This is a genomic window from Brevundimonas sp. CEF1 (genome assembly GCF_051353055.1).
GTDB lineage: Bacteria > Pseudomonadota > Alphaproteobacteria > Caulobacterales > Caulobacteraceae > Brevundimonas.
Window position 1 is genome coordinate 640,540 of record NZ_CP195593.1, and the last position, 19,136, is coordinate 659,675.

Here is a 19,136-nt window from a genome sequence, read left to right on the forward strand (position 1 = left end):
GTCAAGCGGCGCCGGGCTTGCCGCGAACGATCCGAAGGGCCATGAGGGGCGCGAACTGCTCTCGTGACAGGATTGAAGGCCGCCATGACCGCCCGCACCGACCTCGCCGCCCACCTGGCCTCCCTCGATTTGCCGCAGGGCCTGACCCAGACCCTGACGGTCGCCGCCGCCGCCTGCGTCGAGATTCGCAAGATCGTCTCGGGCGGCGCTCTGGTCGGGGCTCTGGGCGCGTCGGGCGCGGTCAACGTGCAGGACGAGGAGCAGAAGAAGCTCGACGTCATCTCCAACGACGTTCTGACGGACATGCTGCTGGCCTGTCCGGCCGTGGCGGGCGTGGCGTCGGAAGAAATGGACACGGTCCAGTCGGCGACCAACCCGGCAGGCGAATACCTGGTCTTGTTCGACCCGCTGGACGGCTCGTCCAACATCGACATCAACGCCCCCGTCGGCACCATCGTCTCGGTGCTGAAGTCGCCCTCGGCCACGCCGGGCGAGGCCGACTTCCTGCAGTCGGGCCGCCAGCAGGTCGCGGCCCTCTATTGCCTCTATGGCGGTCAGACCATGCTGGTGCTGACCACGGGTCGGGGCGTGGCGGGCTTCACCCTGTCGCAGGACGGTCAGTGGCTGATGACGCATGAGAAGATCACCGTGCCGGCGGACACCAAGGAGTTCGCCATCAACATGTCGAACCAGCGCCACTGGGCCGAGAGCGTCCAGCGCTACGTCGACGGCTGCCTAAAGGGCGCGGACGGTCCGCGGGGCAAGAATTTCAACATGCGCTGGGTCGCCGCCATGGTGGCCGACGTGCACCGCATCCTGATGCGCGGCGGCGTCTTCCTCTATCCGTGGGACAAGCGCGAGCCGAACAAGCCGGGCAAGCTGCGCCTGATGTACGAGGGCAACCCCATGGCCTTCCTGATCGAACAGGCGGGCGGCAAGGCGACGACGGACGGCGTTCAGGCCATTCTGGACGTGACCCCGACCGAACTGCACCAGCGCATCCCGGTCGCGCTCGGCTCGGCCAACGAAGTCGACCAGATCGCGGCGGCCTGAGCCATGAAGCTGCGCTCTACAGACGCCCTTCTGGTCATCGACGCCCAGAACGACTTCTGCGAGGGCGGGGCTCTGGCGGTTCAGGGCGGGGCGGGGATCATGCCCCTGATCAACCGCTTGGCCGAGCGCTTCGACACGGTGATCGCCACCCAGGACTGGCACACGCCGGACCAGATCAGCTTCGCCTCCAACCACGACGGCGCGGCCCCCTTCACCGAGATCGAGGTGGCCTACGGTCGCCAGATGCTGTGGCCGGATCACTGCCTGCAGGGAACGCCGGGCGCGGACTTCCACCCGGACGTGACGCCTGCGGTGACAAAAGCGCTGGCCGTGGTTCGCAAGGGCTACAACCCGGCGGTCGACAGCTATTCCGGCTTCTTTGAGAACGACCATCGCACGGCGACGGGTCTGGCGGGCCTGCTGCGCGATCGGGGCGTGACGCGCGTCTTCCTGTGCGGCCTGGCCTATGACTACTGCGTCTGCTTCACCGCCGAGGACGCCGTACGCGAAGGCTTCGAGGCCGTGGTGATCGCCGACGCCTGCAGGGCGATTGCTGAAGAGACAGCGACGGCCGCCAAGGCGAGCTTCGCGGCGCTTGGCGTGGCCGAGATCCAAGCCGCGTCCTTCCTCGACTGATCCCTTCGTCATCCTCCGGCAAGCCGCTTGCGGCGCAGACCGGGGGACCCAGCGGCGCCGCAGGCGATCCTTGCCGCGAGCACTTTGCGTGGCCCGTTTCGCGCTGACGCGCGCCGCTGGGTCCCCCGGTCTCGCTCCGCTCGCCGGAGGATGACGGAAGCAAGGGGGTTATTCGTAGAAGTCCTCGGCGTCCGGGATGCGGGTGAAGGCGATCTTGGCGCCGATGTAGTCGGGCAGGCCCGCATTGGGACCGATGCTGACGGTGTCCTTGCCATAGCGTTTGTTCAGCGCATCCAGCGCCTGCGACAGGCGCAGGGATCGGGCCTGGCCGCCCTGATCCGGGCCGATGTCGAACAGGTCGGCCTCGAAGGCGTCGAGGGCCTTCAGGCCGTGGACCCCGACCCCGACATGGCTCAAGCCGCCGGCTTGCAGACGGGGCTCGATCTGGCGCCACAGGCCGTCCAGGGCGGCCAGCAGGGCGAAGGTGTCCTGGGTCGGGGCGATGGCGCGGTTCAGGCCCGTCCCGCCCCAGGCCCGCTGGCTTCCCTTCGGCTCCAGATCGAGATGCAGGCTGATCCCGGCCCCGGTCAGCCCCATCCGCCGCAGCCGCGCCCCGCACTTGACCATCAGCCGTCGGGCCACCGCCCGCGCCTTGTCGGGGGTGCGCATCGCCTGGGCCAGGACGTGGCTGTGGCTGATCGAGGCGGGGGGCTTGGTCGGCGTCGGCTCGCTGTCCAGTCCGTGCAGGCCGCGCCAGATGCGTTCGCCCTCGATGCTGTTCCAGACGGTTCGGGCCTGTTTGGCGCTCATGGCCCACAGGCCCGCTGTGTCCGTGACGCCCGCCGCCGCCAGCCGCTCGCGCATCCGCGAGCCTATGCCCGGATATTGCGACAGCGGCAGATGCAGGATGGCGCCGGGCAGTTCGTGGGCGCGAAGGATCGTCAGCCCGGCGGGCTTCTGCATCCCGCAGGCGGTCTTGGCCAGAAAGCGCGACGGCGCCAGGCCGATGGACGACCGCAGGCACTCGCCCACATTCTCCATGATCCCCGCCTGGACGCGCCGGGCCAGGGCGACGGCGTTCGCCTCCTGCCGCTCTGGACCGAGCAGTTCGCACGAACATTCGTCGATGGAGCCGACCTTCCACACCGGCACATGGCGATCGATCTCGGCCATGATCTTCTTGTGGATCTCGACATAGAGGTCGGGCCGCGCTTCGGCGACGATCAGGCCGGGGCACAGCCTGCGGGCCTCGGCCACCTGCATCCCGGTGCGGACGCCGAAGGCCTTGCTCTCATAGCTGGCGGCGATGGCGCCGGAATATTCGCTGGCCGCCGGGCGGACGATGACCGGCTTGCCGCGCCAGTCCGGGTTCATCTGCTGCTCGACGCTGGCGAAGAAGGCGTTCAGGTCGATGAACAGCCAGCGCAGACCGGCGCTGTCTTCATCGGGCTGTCGGCCGGAGTGCTCCATGGTTGGAACATATCAGGAACAACTAGCAGTCGGAAGCAGCGGACTCTATCTTTCGTCATCCTCGGTCTGCACCGCTGCGCGGCTTGCCGGAGGGTGACGAAAGAAAAGGTCAGTGCGCCGCCGCGTAGGCGTCCACTTCGGCGATCCGGGCGGCCTTGTCGGCGTCGCTCAGGAAGCTGCCTTCGAAGCTGTTCCTGGCCAACTGCGTCACCTGTTCGCGGGTCAGGCCCACCGCGTTCGCCAGCTGGATGTAGTTGGCGTTCACATAGCCGCCGAAATAGGAGGGGTCGTCGGAGTTCAGGGTGACGTGCAGGCCGCGGCGCAGCATTTCGGGGACCGGGTGGTCCTTCAGATCCTTGACCACGCACAGCTTCAGGTTCGACAGCGGGCAGACCGTCAGGGTCATCTGCTCGGCGGCCAGACGGGCGATCAGGGCCTCGTCCTCCATCGAGCGGTTGCCGTGGTCCATGCGGTCGATGTGCAGCAGGTCCAGCGCCTCGCGCACATATTCGGGCGGGCCTTCCTCGCCCGCGTGGGCGCACAGCTTAAGCCCTAAGTCGCGGGCGGCGGCGAAGACGCGCTGGAACTTGGCCGGCGGATGGCCGACCTCGGACGAGTCCAGCCCGACGCCGATGAAGTGGTGCAGATAGGGCTTGGCGGCCTCCAGCGTGGCGAAGGCTTCGTCCTCGGACAGATGGCGCAGGAAGCTGAGGATCAGGCCGCTGGTGACGCCGAGTTCCGCCTTGGCCCGATCCATGCCCGCGATCAGGCCCTCGACCACGACGGCGAAGGGCACGCCCCGGTCGGTGTGGGTCTGGGGATCGAAGAAGATCTCGGCGTGGCGGACGTTGTCGGCGGCGGCGCGCTGGAAATAGGCGAAGGCCAGATCCTCGAAATCCTGACGGGTCAGCAGCACGGCCGCGCCCGCGTAGTAGATGTCGAGGAAGTCCTGCAGGTTCGAGAAGTCATAGGCCGCGCGCACGGCCTCGACGCTGTCGTAGGGGATGGCGACGCCGTTGCGCTGCGCCAGCTCGAACATCAGTTCGGGCTCAAGCGAGCCCTCGATGTGCAGGTGCAGTTCCGCCTTGGGCAGGCTGGCGATGAAGGCGTCGAGGGACATGAGGGGAGGCTCCGTAACAAGACGGAACCCTAGCGAACCTACGCCCCCTCGTCATCCCGGCCGAAGCGCAGCGGAGAGCCGGGACCGCCACATGTTCGACATTCACACGTTGCGCTTCCGGCGGTCCCGGATCGGCCCTTCGGGCCGTCCGGGATGACGTCAGGAGGTTACATCCGCTCGGGCGTCTCGATGCCCAGCAGGTTCAGCGCCGTTTCCAGCTGATGCAGGCTGGCGGCGGCCAGGGCCAGGCGCGAGCCCTTGGCAGCCGCGTCCGGCGCAACCAGGATCGGGCAGGCGGCGTAGAATTTCGAGAAGCTCTGCGCCAGACGATAGGCGTGCTCGGCGATCAGGTTGGGCGAACGCTTGTCGTAGGCGTCCGCCGTGGCCGCGTCGAAGGCGTCCAGCGTCAGGGCCAGATCGCGTTCGGCGGGTTCGGCGACGACGATGGGGGCGGTCTCGACGCCCTGATCGGCGGCCTTGCGCAGCAGGGATTTCACCCGCACGGCCTGATACAGCAGATAGGGGCCGGTCTTGCCCTCGAAGCTCATGAAGCGGTCGAGGTCGAAGACGTAGCTGGTGGTGCGGTTGTTCGACAGGTCGGCGAACTTCAGCGCGGCCACCGCCACCTTGCGGGCGATGTCCTCGAACTCGGCTTCCGGCAGGTCGTCGCCGAGTTTGGCTTCCTTCAGACGCTCGCGCGCCTTGTCGACAGCCATGGTGATCAGGTCGTGCAGCTTCAGCACGCCGCCCGCGCGGGTCTTGAAGGGCTTGCCGTCGGCGCCGTTCATGGTGCCGAAGCCGAGGTGCTCCAGCGACTTCTCCGGCGCGTAGCCGGCCAGATAGGCGGCGCGGAAGACCTGTTCGAAATGCTCGGCCTGACGCTCGTCGACGACGTAGAGGATCAGGTCGGGGCCGATCGACTTCTTGCGGTCCAGGATCGTGGCCAGGTCGGTCGTGCCGTACATGGCCGAGCCTTCCGACGACACCACCAGCAGGGGCGGCGGGGACGGGGCCTCGATGACCGAGCCGTCGGCCAGCTTCTTCTTGCGGGTCTCGCCGGGCTTGGCGACGTGGACCACCTGGGCGCCGTCGTCCTCGACCAGCAGGCCGGTGGCTTTCAGGTGCGCCAGCATTTCCGGCATCAGGGGATCGGCGTCGGATTCGCCGTTCCACAGGTCGAAGGTGACGTCCAGAGCGCCGAACTCGCGCTTCAGCGCGGTGCGGCTGACGGCGACGAAGTGGGCCCACAGGGCGCGGTAGCCGGGACGACCGCCTTGCAGTTCAGCGGTGGCCTTGCGGGCGCGGTCGCGGAAGGCGGGGTCTTCCTTGGCCTTGGCGGCGGCCTGGGGATAGAGGCGCTCCAGGTCTTCCAGCGTCACCGGGCTGTCGGCGGGGAAGGGCCCGTCGCCCTCGGCCATGAAGGCCTCGGCCAGGTTCTCGTCGCCGCAAGCGGTGATCAGCAGGCCCATCTGGAAGCCCCAGTCGCCGAAGTGGGCGTCGCCCCAGACGATGTCGCCGCGGAAGCGGAACAGGCGCTTCAGGCTCTCGCCGATGATGGAGGAGCGCAGGTGGCCGACGTGCATCGGCTTGGCCACGTTGGGACCGGCGTAGTCGATGACGACCTTGCGCGACGGCGTGTTCAGCGAGGTGCCGGCCAGGGTTTCGTCAGCGGCCACCTCGGCGGCGCGCTGGGCCAGGGCGGCGTCGGAGAGCTTGAGGTTGATGAAGCCGGGGCCGGCGACTTCGACCGACGACAGGCGCGGGTCGTTGCCGAGGCGCTCGGCCACCTTGGCGGCCAGCTCGCGCGGATCGGCCTTCAGCGCCTTGGCGGCGGCCAGCGCGCCATTGGACTGGAAGTCGGCCAGGTCGGGGCGGTCCGAAGCGACGACGCGGGCAAGCGCGGCGTCCACGCCTTCGGCGGCGAAGGCGGCGGCGACCGCTTCGCTGAGAGAGGTCTTGAGATCAGTCATGTTCTTAGGGGTTCGGTTGGGTCTGGCCGGCGGTGACGCGGAAGCGGCTGCCCGATCGGTTGAACTCGGCCATTTCAGGCGTGACCTCGAAGCCGATCAGGACCTCGAAATTGCTGCCCGCCGTGGTGGCGTCGGCGCGGGGAATGACGATGGACTGGGCCTGCTGGACCGAGGCCGTGGTCTGGCCCTCGAAGTTCACCGGCAGGTCGAAATATTCCTTGGCCAGGACGGCCGAGTTGCGCTCAGTCACCGCCACCCAGTAGCGATAGGTGCGGGCGTCGCCGCTGGCCTGCGGGCCCTTGCCGAGGTTGAACAGGACGTTGAAGTCCAGACGGATCGGATCGGCTTCGCGATAGACGCAGTCCGCCGAAACGCCTTCGATTTCACCCGTGAAGCCGATGCCGGCGACCGACGGGCGCGTGAAATCCGCCAGTTCGACGTAACGAGCGGCGTCGTAGAGCACCTTCACATAGGGGCAGGGGCCGGCGTTGGCGCGTCGGCTCAGAGGGGCGATTCGCGTGGGGCGGGCGTTGGCCTCTGCCGGTTGCTGCTGCTGGGTCGGGCGCTGCTGACCGCCATACTGGGCGGCTGCGGTGGAAGGGATCAGCGCGGCTGTCACGGACAGGGCGGCCAGGGCAGTGAAGACGCGACGCATCAATTTCATTTCCGGCAAGCGAAAGGGAGCGCGCGACAGTCGGCGCCGACCGCTGCACGCTCAATGCTGATAGCGGCTAAAGCGAGGCGCGGCAAACGCGACCATGCAGCCAGTGGCGGTAAGGCGCGGGAGCGACTAGGTTCCGGCCATGAACGCGCCCGTACCGCCCTCCAGTTTTGATCGCCGCCCGCTGAACGTGCGCCTCGCCACGCCACGCGGTTTCTGCGCCGGGGTGGATCGAGCCATTCAGATTGTCGAGCGCGCCATCGAGAAGTTCGGCGCCCCCGTCTATGTGCGGCATGAGATCGTCCACAACCGTCACGTCGTCGAGCGGCTGAAGGGCCTGGGCGCGGTCTTCGTCAAGGAACTGGACGAATGCCCCGACGACCGGCCCGTGGTCTTTTCGGCTCACGGCGTGCCCAAGTCGGTGCCGGCCACGGCGCGGTCGCGTGACATGCTGTTCCTGGACGCCACCTGCCCCCTGGTGTCCAAGGTTCACGTCGAGGCTGAACGCCACCATGCGGCGGGCCGGCACATCGTTCTGATCGGCCACGCCGGCCACCCCGAGGTCGTCGGCACCATGGGCCAGCTGCCGCCGGGCTCGATCAGTCTGGTGGAGACGGTGGCGGACGCCGAGGCGTTTCAGCGACCGGGCGATCAGCCCCTGGCCTACGCCACCCAGACCACACTGTCGGTGGACGACACCGCCGACATCCTGGCGGCGTTGAAGCGGCGCTTCCCGGAACTGCCGGACCCGCACAAGGAAGACATCTGCTACGCCACCACCAACCGGCAAGAGGCGGTCAAGCGTCTGGGCGAGGGCAGCCAGTTGGTGCTGGTGGTCGGGTCCAAGAACTCGTCCAACTCGGCGCGTCTGGTCGATGTGGCCTTGAAGGCCGGAGCGGGCGACGCCCGTTTGGTCGATGACGCCGGGGACGTGGACTGGGCCTGGTTCGACGGCGTGACCACGGTCGGCGTCACCGCCGGGGCTTCGGCGCCGGAACCCCTGATCGAGGCCCTGATCGACGCCATTCGCGACCGTTTCGATGCGATCGTGACCGAGGACGACGGGGCGCGAGAAACCGTCTCGTTCAAGCTGCCCCGCGTCTTGACGGCTTAAGCCCGCTCCATCACCAGGCAGGTCGAGGTGGCGGTGGCGTAGAGCGTGCCGTCCAGGCCGCGCAGGTCGGCCTCGGAGAAGGCGGCGCGACGACCGGCCTGAACGATGCGGCCCTCGGCGCGGACCGGGGTTCCCGCCTTCAACGCCTTATGGAAGACGGTCTTCAGCTCCAGCGTCGTATAGGCCTGACCCGGCTTCAGCACCGAATGCACCACGCAGCCGCAGGCTGAATCGAGCAGAGTCGCCATCCAGCCGCCATGCACCGATCCGATGGGGTTGTAGACGGCCAGCGTCGGCTCGCCCTCGAAGGCGACGCGGCCCTCGGCCAGTTCGGTCAAACGAAACCCGACCGTCTCAGCGATCGGGGCGGGGGGCAGACGTCCGTCCAGCATCAGGCGCAACTGGTCCAGCCCGGACAGGGCGGCGAGATCGATCTTGTCGGACATGCAGAAGTTCCCCGAGGTTGGGCGCAAAGAAAAGGACGCGCCGGTCGCGAGACCAGACGCGTCCTGAAATCCCAGGCGATGACGCCCGTAAAGTCTTAGAGGCCCGGCAGCTTGAAGCCGCGGTCCTGACGGGGCGTGATCGAAATGCCCTCGCGGCCGCCGGTTAGGGCCTGCAGGCGGGCGTGTTCGGTGCTGGCGTCGATGGTGCGGGCGCCTTCGGCGGTCTGGCTGACGGTCGGCGCCTGAGTGGCCGGGTCGTTCTTGCGCCAGAACATGATGCGGTTGGCCCAGCTTTCTTCCTTGTGGGCCAGGTCGCCGAATTCGTCATCGACGACATAGCGGGCCAGGGGATCGGCGCGGTCGGCGCCGGCCTGGGCGACCAGGGCCTGTTCGCCGCCGGTGCGGGTCACGGCCTGGCGTTGACCCAGCAGGATCTGACGGGCGGCGCTTTCGGGGGCCAGTTCTTGCGGGCGCGGCTGGCCTGGCGACGGCGGGGTCAGGCCGTATTCGGGCGGCACGGCCAGCGGGGCGCTGGCGACGGTGACGAACTCGTCCGGCACGACCTTGGTCAGACCGATGCTCTGTTTCATGCTCCCGCAGGCGGTCAGGCCGAGGGCGGTAGTGGCGAAAAGGGCCACGGTAGCGGCGTTACGAATACGCATAAGGTCAGCTCGGCTCCGGGAGGCGCGCCCAACGGCGCTGGCTCGGGACGATAACGAAGAGGGGGTGATTACGACTTTTCGTTGGCCGCGCCAACTGTGGAGCGGCGTTCGGACAGGAAGCTGTCGAGGATCAGCAGGACGACGCCGACGGTGATGCCGGCGTCGGCGATGTTGAAAATCCACGGAAACAGGCCAGAGCCCGAGAAGTCGAGGAAGTCCACGACCCCGCCGAAACGGATGCGGTCGAAGACATTGCCCAGGGCGCCGCCCATGACCAGGCCGATGGCCGCGACCATTAGCTTGCGATCCGAACGCGTCGCCCAGACCGCCAGGGCCGCCGCCACAAGGACGGAGAAACCGCTCAAAATCCAGCGCCCCGACCCGCCGCCGAACAGGCCGAAGCTGACGCCCGTGTTCAGCACATAGGTCAGGTTGAAAAGGGGCGGCGCGACCTCGGCGATGCGATAGCCGTCGGGGATCTGCGAGATGTGCGCCGCGTCGATGGCGCCCAGAACCCAGGCCTTGGTCAGCTGGTCCAGCACGATGACGACGAGGGCGATGCCGTAGGCGGTGTAGGCGAGGCGAGAGATTTTCATGTCTCAAGCCGGTTAGCAGGAAGCGAGGCGAGGGCGAAGAGGGAAAGCGTATGGCGCCGTCCAATGACGGGGAGGGGCGGTTGCGGCCTTTCCCCCTGCGTCTCGACGGCTATAACCGACCCCATGACCCTGCCTCACGCCTTGCCCCGCCTGTCCGCCGTCGCCGACGACTATGACATCCTGCTGTGCGACGTCTGGGGGGTGATCCACAACGGCCGCGAAAGCTGGCCCGTGGCCTGCGAGGCCCTGACCAGATTCAACGAAAAGGGCGGCCATGTCGTCCTGATCTCCAACTCGCCGCGCCCCTCGTCGGACGTGGTGGCGCAACTCGATGCGCTCGGCGTGCCGCGTAGCGCCTGGAAGGCCTTCGTCACCTCGGGCGACGCCACCCGCGCCGAGCTGGCCCGCCGCGCCCCCGGTCCGGCCTGGATCATCGGCCCTGATCGCGACTTCGTTCTCTATGAGGGGCTGAACCTGACCAGCGCCCATGACGCCTCAGACGCGGCCTTCCTGTCGGTCACCGGCCTGTTCGACGACGCGACCGAGACGCCCGAGGACTATCGCGCGCGCCTGATCCCCGCCGTCGAGCGTGATCTGGAGCTGATCTGCGCCAACCCCGATCGTATCGTGCAGAAGGGCGACAGCATCATCTATTGCGGCGGCGCCATCGCCGATCTGTATGAGGAAATGGGCGGGCGCGTGGTCATGGCCGGCAAGCCCTTCGGCCCCATCTACGAACTGGCCCTGCGTGAGGCGCAGGCCCTGATGGGCCGTCCCGTCGATCGCTCGCGGGTCCTGTGCATCGGCGACGGCGTCATCACCGACGTCCTGGGCGCCGCCGAGCAGGCGTTGGACTGCCTCTTCATCGCTCAGGGCATCCACGGCGACGCCGCCAAGGGGCCGGATGGACGTCTGGACCCGGCGCTCGCCGCCGAATTGCTCCGAGCCGAGACGACCTTTGCGCGCTACGCCGCGCTGGAACTGGCATGGTGAGGCTCGCCATTTCGTCGCACCTGCCGTAAAGGCCGCACATGGTCGAATACGTCACACAGCATCCGTCGGGCGGTTACATCCTCGACGAACTCCACGTCGGCATGGCCGCGCAGAAGACGGTCCACGTCACCGAGGACCGGATTCGCCTGTTCGCCGAGGCCTCGGACGACTTCAATCCGGTCCATCTGGATGAAGCCTTCGCGTCCAAGACCGCCTATCGCGGCCGCATCGCCCACGGCCTGCTCAGCGCCGCCTTCGGCTCGGCGGTGGTCGGCACCATCCTGCCGGGCGCCGGCTCCATCTATATTTCGCAGACCCTGGCCTTCCACTTCCCGGTCCGCATCGACGACATGGTCCGCATCGTCATCACGGTGATCGAGATGGAGACCGACAGCGCCCGCGTCGAGCTGCGCTGCGAAGGCTTTGTCGGCGACAAGCTGATCATGGACGGCGTGGCCGTCGTGCGCGTGCCGCGCCGCCGCAAGCCCTCGGCCCGCTGAGTCTCCGAGGTGGTCCCCAAGGTGGTTGAGGTCATCCGCGGCTGGCGCGATCTGCCGGCCTCGCAGCGTGGGGCGGCCGTGGCCGTCGGCGCCTTTGACGGGGTGCATCGCGGCCATCAGGCGGTCATCGCCTCGGCCCGCGAGGCGGCCCAGCGCCTGGGCGTCCCTCTGGCCGTGGTCAGCTTCGACCCGCACCCGCGCCGCCTGTTCCAGCCCGAGGCCGCGCCCTTTCGCCTGATGACGGCGGACCAGATGGCCCAGGCCCTGGCGCCGCTCGGCGTCGACCGCCTCTATCTGATCCCGTTTGACGCCGAGATGGCGGGCATGACGGACGAAGAGTTCGCCCGTCGCGTCCTGTCCGAAGGTCTGGGCATCGCCCACGCCGCCGTCGGCTTCGACTTCACCTTCGGCAAGGGCCGTTCGGGTTCGCCCGCCCTGCTGCGGACCTATGGCGAGAGCCTGGGCTTCACCGTCTCCGTCACCGACCGCATCGACGACGCCTCGGGCCTGAAACTGTCGTCGTCCGCGGTGCGCGAGGCCTTGAAGGCCGGCGACATGGACCGCGCCGCCGCCATCCTGGGCCGTCCCTACGCCATCCAGGGCGAGGTGATCCACGGCGACAAGCGCGGGCGCACCATCGGCGTGCCGACCGCCAACGTGGCCATGGGCGACTATATGCGCCCCGCCTATGGGGTCTATGCGACCCGCACCCGCCTGCCCGACGGACGCGTCATCAAGGGCGTCGCCAACCTGGGCGTCCGCCCCATGTTCGAGATCGAACAGCCCCTGCTGGAAGTCTGGCTTCTGGACTTCGACGAGAGCCTCTACGGCCAGACCCTGGAAACCGAACTGGTCGCCTTCCTGCGCGGCGAGATGAAGTTCGACGGGCTGGACGCGCTCAAGGTGCAGATCGAGGCGGACGCGGCGGCGGCGAGGGCCGTGCTGGGCTGAACGCCCGCTCGACTTTCAGGCAGATTGCTGATTTCGTAGAACGGCGTTTGGAGTCGTTCAATGTTGCATCCGGGCAATCTTGACCCAGTTGGGTTTGGCTTTTTCTCGATATTCGCGGTGATTGGCGGGCTGACCTTGCTGGTCGGTGCAGATCATGCCGCGCCGGGATGCACGGGGCCTGCGGTTCAGCGATGTGACTACATAGCGACGGCGAGGGCTGTCATGGCCACTTCAAGTTCCACTCATGCGGTGCGCCACCCGTTTACATCTGACCGTGGCTTTGAGGTGTTCGATCAAGGTTCATTGGTCTTGGTGCAGCAGACCGCTCCGTCTGGCCCCGGCTGGCTGAACCACGCCTCAGCCGTGCGGATCGACAAGAAAAGCTGCCGCCCGTGCGAGGTCGGCTACGCCCAGTCCGCGCCTTGGGCGCCCGACCATCCGCAGCGAGGGCGTCTCATCATGCATCTTCCCGCCGAAGATCCGATTGCGGCAGCGAAGCTGACTGCACAGATCCGCGCGATAGAAGCCGAGGTCGCTCAGCAGGCTACGACAGCCGGTCGCGGAACTCCGTCCAGTCGAACTCTCTGACCATGCGCAGCTCGTCCGTGGCGCTGTTCCACAGGGCGATGGCGGGCAGGGGGACGCCGTTGAAGGTGTTGGTCTTCACCATCGAATAGTGGGCCTGATCGAGGAAGGCGAGGCGCGTTCCGGGCGTCGGGCGTTCGGCGAAGACATAGTCGCCGATGATGTCGCCGGCCAGGCAGGACGGGCCGCCCAGACGCACCGTGACGCCGTCCTCGGGCTCATGCAGCATGGCGGGGCGATAGGGGGCCTCGATCACGTCCGGCATATGGCAGGTGGCCGACAGGTCGGTGATGGCGATGGGCATGCCGTTGTCGAAGACGTCCAGCACCTCGCCGATCAGGATGCCGGCGTCCAGGGCCACGGCCTCGCCCGGCTCCAGATAGGCGGTGACGTCGTAACGCTGTTGAATGTCGTTGAGGAAGGCGACCAGTTGGTCGATCTGATAGTCGGCGCGCGTCACGTGGTGACCGCCGCCCAGGTTGATCCACTTCACGTCGCCCAGCAGCGGAGCCAGCTTCGGCTCCACCGCCGCCCAGATGCGCGACAGGGGCAGGAAATCCTGTTCGCACAGGGCGTGGATGTGGACGCCGTCGATGCCGACCATCTTTTCCGGCGTCAGCTGCGACACCGGATAGCCCAGACGCGAGCAGGGCTGGGCCGGGTCGTATTTGGCGACCTCGCCCTCGGAATGTTCGGGGTTCAGCCGCAGGCCGATCTCGAACGCGTGACCCTCAGCCCGCGCCTTGGCGATCAGGTCGGCGAAGCGCGTCACCTGATCCGGCGAGTTGAAGATGACATGGTCGGACAGGCGCAGGATCTCGGGCAGATCCTCGGCCTTGTAGGCTGGCGAATAGGTGGTCAGTTCGCCCTTGTAGAACTCACGCGCCAGCCGCGCCTCCCACAGACCGGAGGCGCAGACGCCGTCGAGGTATTCCCCGACGACGTCCGCAAGCGACCACATGGAAAAGGCCTTGAGCGCCAGCAGCACCCGCGCATTGCCTCGGTCGCGCACGTCCTTCAGCACGGCCAGATTGCGCCGCACCGCCGCCTCGTCCACCACGAAGGCAGGCGAGGCGACACGGTTCAGGTCGAAGTGCGCAAAGGCGCCCGGATCACCGGCCTGGGTCTCCATGTGTCTTGATCCCCAGTCTTAGAAGGCCAGCGGAGCGTCCAGCTCCTCGACCGTCCACGGCAGGCCATGCTTGTTCAGCATGTCCATGAAGGGATCGGGGTCCAGCTGCTCCATGTTGAAGACGCCGTCGCCCTTCCACGCGCCGGTCAGCATCATGGCCGCGCCGATCATGGCCGGAACGCCCGTGGTGTAGCTGACGGCCTGGTTGCCGGTTTCGGCATAGGCGGCTTCGTGGTCGCAGATGTTCTTGACGTAGAAGGTCTTGGCGACGCCGTCCTTCTCGCCGGTGGCGATGGTGCCGATGTTCGTCTTGCCCTTGGTGATCGGACCCAGCGAGGCCGGTTCCGGCAGCAGGGCCTTGAGGAACTCGATCGGGATGATCTCGCGGCCCTGGAACTGCATCGGCTCGATCGAGGTCATGCCGATGTTTTCCAGCACTTCCAGGTGTTTCAGGTAGCTGTCGCCGAAGGTCATCCAGAAGCGGATGCGTTTGATTTCCGGATAGAACTTGGCCAGGGACTCCAGTTCCTCATGATACATGAGGTACATGTTCTTCTGACCCACGCCCTCGAAGTCGAAGGCCTGCTTGTGCGACAGCGCGGGGCCCTCGACCCACTGGCCGTTTTCCCAGTGGCGCGAGTTGGCGGTCACTTCGCGCAGGTTGATTTCCGGGTTGAAGTTGGTGGCGAAGGGCAGACCCGTGTCGCCGCCGTTGCAGTCCAGGATGTCGAGCGTGTCGATCCGGTCCAGCAGGTGCTTCTTGGTGTAGGTGGCGAAGACCGAGGTCACGCCGGGGTCGAAGCCCGAACCGAGCAGCGCCATCAGGCCGGCTTCCTTGAAGCGCTCCTGATAGGCCCACTGCCACTTGTATTCGAACTTGGCTTCGTCACGCGGCTCATAGTTGGCCGTGTCGAGATAGTTGACGCCGGCGGCCAGGCAGGCGTCCATGATGGCCAGGTCCTGATAGGGCAGGGCCAGGTTGACCACCAGGGCCGGCTTGACCGACTGGATCAGGGCTGTCGTCGCGGCGACATCGTCGGCGTCGATCTGGGCCGTGTCGATGGTCACGCCAAAGCGCGACTTCACGGATTCAGCGATGGCGTCGCACTTGGACTTCGTGCGGCTCGCCAAGGTGATATGCGAGAAGATGTCGGCATTCATCGCCATCTTGTGGACCGCGACGGAGCTGACGCCGCCTGCACCGATAACCAGCACCCTGCTCATGTGTGGCTTCTCCTGAAGTCTGAAACTGCTTTGGCGACACCGCCGCCGCTATAAAGGGCGGGGCTCTTAACACGATGATGACAGGATCGCTAACGGTCGCGTGTCGCAGGGGTTGCGGGGGTCAGCCCTCGGCCTTCTCGGCGATGGCCATCAGGGCGTCGTGCAGGGACTTGCCCTGGCCGTCGATGACGTCGGCGATGCGCCACATGGGACCTTCCCTGACCAGCTTCAGCGTCTGCTGGTGCGTCTGGCCATGGTTGGTGAAGGTCACCTCGGCCGTGGCCGCCTTGTCGCCGTCGGGCGTCATCTTCAGCGCGGTCAGGGCGAAGCCGTCGGCGTCCTGACAGGCGCAGATCGGGTCATAGTTCAGATAGGGAACCTCGCCCTTGGCCGCGTGGAAGTCGGCGCCGACCAGAGCATTCAGGGTCCGCGTATAGAGCGGATCGCGGCCGGGGGTGATGCTGGCCGCGGCCGGATCATTGGCCAGAGGCGCGGCGGCGTTGGCGTAGAGGGCGCGGACGAAGGCCTCGGCGTTCTGTTCGCCCGCCGCATAGATGGCGGCCCGTCCGGCCAGCGGCGCCTCGGCCGGCGCAGGGGCCTTGTCCTCGGCGGGGGAACAGGCCGCCAAAGCCAGAACCGCCGCCGTCATGATCGCCTGAACGCGCATCTGATCGCCTCCTGTCTGTTCGCATCGACTATGGCGCAGGCGCCGCCCGGTCTGCTAGACCGTTTCAACCATGACCGTTCGCGTGATCCGTCCGATTTCGATTAGCCGCCCGGCGTAGCGCCAGGGCTTGTCAGCCCCGCGCACGTCGGGATCGAATATCGCCGATGCCGTTCAACGGCCTTCACGCTAGACTGCGTCCGCGCCGCCTCCTCGGCGCCCGCGCAAAAGACAAAGATTACCCCATGGCCGACGCCACCAACGACACCGCCTCTGAAGCAGCTGGCCGCGACTATCGCGACACCGTCTTCCTGCCCGAGACGCCCTTCCCCATGCGGGGCGGGCTGCCGAAGAAGGAACCGGAAATCCTGGCCCAGTGGGGCGACCTCTATGGTCACCTGCGCAGCGTCCGTCAGGCCCAGAATGCGCCGCTCTATGTGCTGCACGACGGCCCGCCCTACGCCAACGGCGACATCCACATCGGCCACGCCCTGAACAAGACGCTGAAGGACTTCGTGGTCCGCTCGCGCTTCCTGCTGGGCTATGACGTCGACTACGTCCCCGGCTGGGACTGCCACGGCCTGCCGATCGAGTGGAAGATCGAAGAGCAGTTCCGCGCCAAGGGCCGCCGCAAGGACGAGGTCTCGAAGGAAGAGTTCCGCACCGCCTGCCGCGAATACGCCGGCAAGTATATCGACCTGCAACGCGACCAGTTCCTGCGCTTAGGGATCACCGGCGACTTCGCCAACCGCTACGCCACCATGGACTTCACGTCCGAGGCGGCCATCGTCGCCGAGTTCCACAAGTTCAAGAACTCGGGCCAGCTGTATCGCGGCTCCAAGCCCGTCATGTGGTCGCCGGTCGAGCGCACGGCCCTGGCCGACGCCGAGGTCGAGTATCACGACCACGTCTCGCCCACGATCTGGGTCAAGTTCCCGGTAGTCGGCGCGACCGACAGCCACCCCGACGACCTGCTGTCCTTCCGCGCGGCCACGCCGTCGATCGTCATCTGGACGACCACGCCCTGGACCATCCCGGCCAACCGCGCCATCAGCTACGGCCCCGAGATCGCCTATGGCCTCTATGAGGTCACGGCTCTGGAAGAAGGCCTGGACTATGAGCCCTGGGCCAAGCCGGGCGACCGCTTCATCATCGCCGACAAGCTGGCCGAGGATGTGTTCAAGGCGGCCAAGATCAGCGGCTTCACCCGCATCGACGCCATCAACCCGTCGGGTCTGGAATGCGCCCACCCGCTGGCGGCGCTGGACAGCGGCTATGGCTTCTCCGTGCCCCTGCTGGCCGGCGATCACGTCACCGACGACGCCGGCACCGGCTTCGTCCACACCGCGCCCGGCCATGGCGCGGACGACTACAATGTCTGGCTGGCGCATGGCCACCGTGAGGTGCCCGAAACGGTCGATCCCGACGGCGCCTATTACGAGCACGTTCCCCTGTTCGCCGGCCTCAAGGTGCTGGAGACCGAGGGCAAGAAGACCGGCAAGTTCGGTCCCGCCAACGGCGCGGTGATGGACAAGCTGATCGAGGCGGGCAACCTGCTGGCGCGCGGCCGGATGGAGCACTCCTATCCGCACTCCTGGCGCTCGAAGGCGCCCATCATCTTCCGCAACACCCCCCAGTGGTTCATCCGCATGGATGAGACCCTGGACGACGACAACACCCTGCGCGACCGGGCGCTGAACGCCATTGACGCCACCGCCTTCCACCCGGCGGCGGGCAAGAACCGCATCCGCTCCATGGTCGAGGGCCGCCCCGACTGGCTGATCAGCCGCCAGCGCGCCTGGGGCACGCCCCTGGCCATGTTCGTGGACAAGCAGACCGGCCAGCCCCTGCACGACCCCGAGGTCGACGCCCGCATCGTCAAGGCCGTGGCCGAGGGCGGCGCCGACGTCTGGTTCTCGGCCCCCGACGCCGACTTCCTGGGCGCGCACGATCCCGAGCGCTTCGAGAAGGTCACCGACATCCTCGACGTCTGGTTCGACTCCGGCTCTACCCACGCCTTTACCCTCGACCCGCGCACGGCCGCGCACGGCTATGCCGGCGACCGCCCGTCGCACTGGCCCGCCGACCTCTATCTGGAAGGCTCAGACCAGCACCGCGGCTGGTTCCAGTCGTCGCTGCTGGAAGGCTGCGGCACGCGTGGTCGCGCGCCGTTCAAGGCCGTCCTGACCCACGGCTTCACCCTGGACGAGAACGGGGAGAAGATGTCGAAGTCGCGGGGCAACACCACCGACCCCCTGACCATCATCAAGGAGTCCGGCGCCGACATCCTGCGTCTGTGGGTGGCCCTGGTCGACTATTCGGACGACCAGCGCATCGGCAAGCAGATCCTGCAGACCACGGTCGACGCCTATCGCAAGCTGCGCAACACCGTCCGCTATCTGCTGGGCGCCCTGAACGGCTTCGACGAGGCCGAACGCCTGCCCTATGACCAGATGCCGCCGCTGGAGCAGTTTATCCTGCATCAGTTGTGGGGATTGGATGCGACGGTTCGCAAAGCCTATGAGGACTACCGCTTCCAGGACGTGATCCGTCCGGTGCTGGAGTTCTGCTCGGGCGACCTGTCCGCCCTTTACTTCGATATCCGCAAGGACAGCCTCTACTGCGATCGTCCAGACAGCGTCCGCCGCCGCGCCGTGCGCACGGTGATGGACGAGGTCTTCATGCGCCTGACCGCCTGGCTGGCCCCGCTGACGCCCTTCACCATGGACGAGGCTTGGACGACGCGCTTCCCCGAGGCAGGCACCAACTGCGCCCGTGTCATTCCGGAAACCCCGTTCGAGTGGACCAATGAGGCCGAACGCCGACGTTGGCTGGGCGTTCAAGCGGTGCTGGAAGTGGTCAACGAGGCGCTGGAAGCGGCGCGTCGCGACAAGCTGATCGGCGGCGCCCTGGACGCCTGGCCGGTGGTCACGGCCCCGGCTGAGCTGCTGGCCCCGTTCGAGGGTCTGGACGCCGCCGAGGTCTTCCGCACCTCGGGCGCTGAACTGGCGGTCGGCGGCGACGCCGTCGCCGTCGAGGTCAAGCTGGCCGACTATCCCAAGTGCGCTCGTTCCTGGCGCCGGGTGCCGGACGTCGGCTCCGACGCCGACTTCCCCGACCTGTCGGCCCGCGACGCCGACGCGGTCCGGTGGTTGGACGCGCAGAAGGCCTAAAGGATCAGGCCCCTTCGCTCCGGCGGAGGGGCCTTTTTCTTGAGCAGGACCCCAATGCCCGCTCATCCCCGCGGAGGCGGGGACCCAGTGCTTTGGCTGCAGGCGCCGCGCTTGGGCTTGGGCAGGATTTCAAACGGACTGCGTGAGGCTCTCACTGGGTCCCCGCCTCCGCGGGGATGAGCGGGA

At 67.3% G+C, this 19,136-nt stretch carries 18 protein-coding genes; 8 read left to right on the top strand and 10 right to left on the bottom strand.

The genetic code is table 11. The features are described from left to right. Window positions 1-84 precede the first annotated feature (84 nt). On the top strand, window positions 85-1,053 hold the full coding sequence (locus ACR9FL_RS03250; protein WP_436357132.1) for a class 1 fructose-bisphosphatase: 969 nt from the start codon (window positions 85-87) through the stop codon (window positions 1,051-1,053). Window positions 1,054-1,056: 3 nt separating this feature from the next. Continuing rightward, window positions 1,057-1,689 carry a bifunctional nicotinamidase/pyrazinamidase gene (pncA, locus tag ACR9FL_RS03255; protein ID WP_436357133.1) on the top strand — a complete coding sequence of 211 codons (633 nt, stop codon included), beginning with the start codon at window positions 1,057-1,059 and terminating at the stop codon, window positions 1,687-1,689. Window positions 1,690-1,857: 168 nt separating this feature from the next. Here pncA and ACR9FL_RS03260 read toward each other — a convergent pair whose 3' ends face one another. From ACR9FL_RS03260 to ACR9FL_RS03275, 4 genes are all read right to left on the bottom strand, one after another. After that, entirely contained in the window at window positions 1,858-3,159 is a 1,302-nt protein-coding gene (locus ACR9FL_RS03260) for a DinB/UmuC family translesion DNA polymerase (protein WP_436357134.1), read from the bottom strand. 109 nt (window positions 3,160-3,268) lie between these two features. Then, complete coding sequence (locus ACR9FL_RS03265; protein ID WP_436357135.1) at window positions 3,269-4,279, bottom strand: adenosine deaminase; 1,011 nt, start codon at window positions 4,277-4,279, stop codon at window positions 3,269-3,271. Window positions 4,280-4,446: 167 nt separating this feature from the next. Further along, window positions 4,447-6,249, bottom strand: a complete 1,803-nt coding sequence (gene argS, locus ACR9FL_RS03270) for an arginine--tRNA ligase (RefSeq protein ID WP_436357137.1) — start codon at window positions 6,247-6,249, stop codon at window positions 4,447-4,449. A 4-nt stretch (window positions 6,250-6,253) separates the two neighbouring features. Further along, the gene (locus ACR9FL_RS03275; RefSeq protein WP_436357138.1) at window positions 6,254-6,904 is read right to left on the bottom strand and encodes a Tat pathway signal sequence domain protein; all 651 of its coding nucleotides are present in this window, start codon (window positions 6,902-6,904) and stop codon (window positions 6,254-6,256) included. Window positions 6,905-7,052: 148 nt separating this feature from the next. Between ACR9FL_RS03275 and ispH the strand changes: the two genes are divergently transcribed. After that, on the top strand, window positions 7,053-8,024 hold the full coding sequence (ispH, locus tag ACR9FL_RS03280; RefSeq protein ID WP_436357140.1) for a 4-hydroxy-3-methylbut-2-enyl diphosphate reductase: 972 nt from the start codon (window positions 7,053-7,055) through the stop codon (window positions 8,022-8,024). Here ispH and ACR9FL_RS03285 read toward each other — a convergent pair. The 3 genes from ACR9FL_RS03285 to lspA form a co-directional block, all read right to left on the bottom strand. After that, window positions 8,021-8,470 carry a PaaI family thioesterase gene (locus ACR9FL_RS03285; protein ID WP_436357141.1) on the bottom strand — a complete coding sequence of 150 codons (450 nt, stop codon included), beginning with the start codon at window positions 8,468-8,470 and terminating at the stop codon, window positions 8,021-8,023. The two genes, ispH and ACR9FL_RS03285, sit on opposite strands and share 4 nt — an antisense overlap. 95 nt (window positions 8,471-8,565) lie before the next feature. Next, window positions 8,566-9,132: a DUF3035 domain-containing protein gene (locus ACR9FL_RS03290; RefSeq protein ID WP_296178376.1), complete on the bottom strand. Its 567-nt coding sequence runs from the start codon at window positions 9,130-9,132 to the stop codon at window positions 8,566-8,568. A 68-nt stretch (window positions 9,133-9,200) separates the two neighbouring features. After that, the gene (lspA, locus tag ACR9FL_RS03295; protein WP_436357142.1) at window positions 9,201-9,728 is read right to left on the bottom strand and encodes a signal peptidase II; all 528 of its coding nucleotides are present in this window, start codon (window positions 9,726-9,728) and stop codon (window positions 9,201-9,203) included. Between the two features lie 123 nt (window positions 9,729-9,851). Here lspA and ACR9FL_RS03300 point away from each other — a divergent pair, with 123 nt between their 5' ends. Genes ACR9FL_RS03300 through ACR9FL_RS03315 form a run of 4 tightly spaced genes read left to right on the top strand, consistent with a single transcriptional unit; the run spans window position 9,852 to window position 12,760 of the window. Next, complete coding sequence (locus tag ACR9FL_RS03300) at window positions 9,852-10,721, top strand: TIGR01459 family HAD-type hydrolase (protein ID WP_436357143.1); 870 nt, start codon at window positions 9,852-9,854, stop codon at window positions 10,719-10,721. Between the two features lie 38 nt (window positions 10,722-10,759). Then, window positions 10,760-11,221 carry a MaoC family dehydratase gene (locus tag ACR9FL_RS03305; protein WP_296177636.1) on the top strand — a complete coding sequence of 154 codons (462 nt, stop codon included), beginning with the start codon at window positions 10,760-10,762 and terminating at the stop codon, window positions 11,219-11,221. Between the two features lie 21 nt (window positions 11,222-11,242). Beyond that, on the top strand, window positions 11,243-12,172 hold the full coding sequence (locus ACR9FL_RS03310) for a bifunctional riboflavin kinase/FAD synthetase (protein WP_436357144.1): 930 nt from the start codon (window positions 11,243-11,245) through the stop codon (window positions 12,170-12,172). Window positions 12,173-12,232: 60 nt separating this feature from the next. Then, window positions 12,233-12,760: a hypothetical protein gene (locus tag ACR9FL_RS03315; protein WP_436357146.1), complete on the top strand. Its 528-nt coding sequence runs from the start codon at window positions 12,233-12,235 to the stop codon at window positions 12,758-12,760. On the opposite strand, the gene ACR9FL_RS03320 is transcribed toward ACR9FL_RS03315, so the two are convergent. The 3 genes from ACR9FL_RS03320 to ACR9FL_RS03330 form a co-directional block, all read right to left on the bottom strand. After that, window positions 12,717-13,889 (bottom strand): carboxynorspermidine decarboxylase, encoded by a 1,173-nt coding sequence (locus ACR9FL_RS03320; RefSeq protein WP_436357147.1) that lies wholly within the window; start codon window positions 13,887-13,889, stop codon window positions 12,717-12,719. The genes ACR9FL_RS03315 and ACR9FL_RS03320 overlap by 44 nt on opposite strands. 18 nt (window positions 13,890-13,907) lie before the next feature. Beyond that, window positions 13,908-15,113, bottom strand: a complete 1,206-nt coding sequence (locus ACR9FL_RS03325; RefSeq protein WP_436357148.1) for a saccharopine dehydrogenase family protein — start codon at window positions 15,111-15,113, stop codon at window positions 13,908-13,910. Between the two features lie 121 nt (window positions 15,114-15,234). Then, the gene (locus ACR9FL_RS03330) at window positions 15,235-15,780 is read right to left on the bottom strand and encodes a DUF3828 domain-containing protein (RefSeq protein ID WP_436357149.1); all 546 of its coding nucleotides are present in this window, start codon (window positions 15,778-15,780) and stop codon (window positions 15,235-15,237) included. Between the two features lie 242 nt (window positions 15,781-16,022). Here ACR9FL_RS03330 and ileS point away from each other — a divergent pair, with 242 nt between their 5' ends. Further along, window positions 16,023-18,950 (top strand): isoleucine--tRNA ligase, encoded by a 2,928-nt coding sequence (gene ileS, locus ACR9FL_RS03335; RefSeq protein WP_436357150.1) that lies wholly within the window; start codon window positions 16,023-16,025, stop codon window positions 18,948-18,950. The last annotated feature ends 186 nt before the right edge of the window (window positions 18,951-19,136 follow it).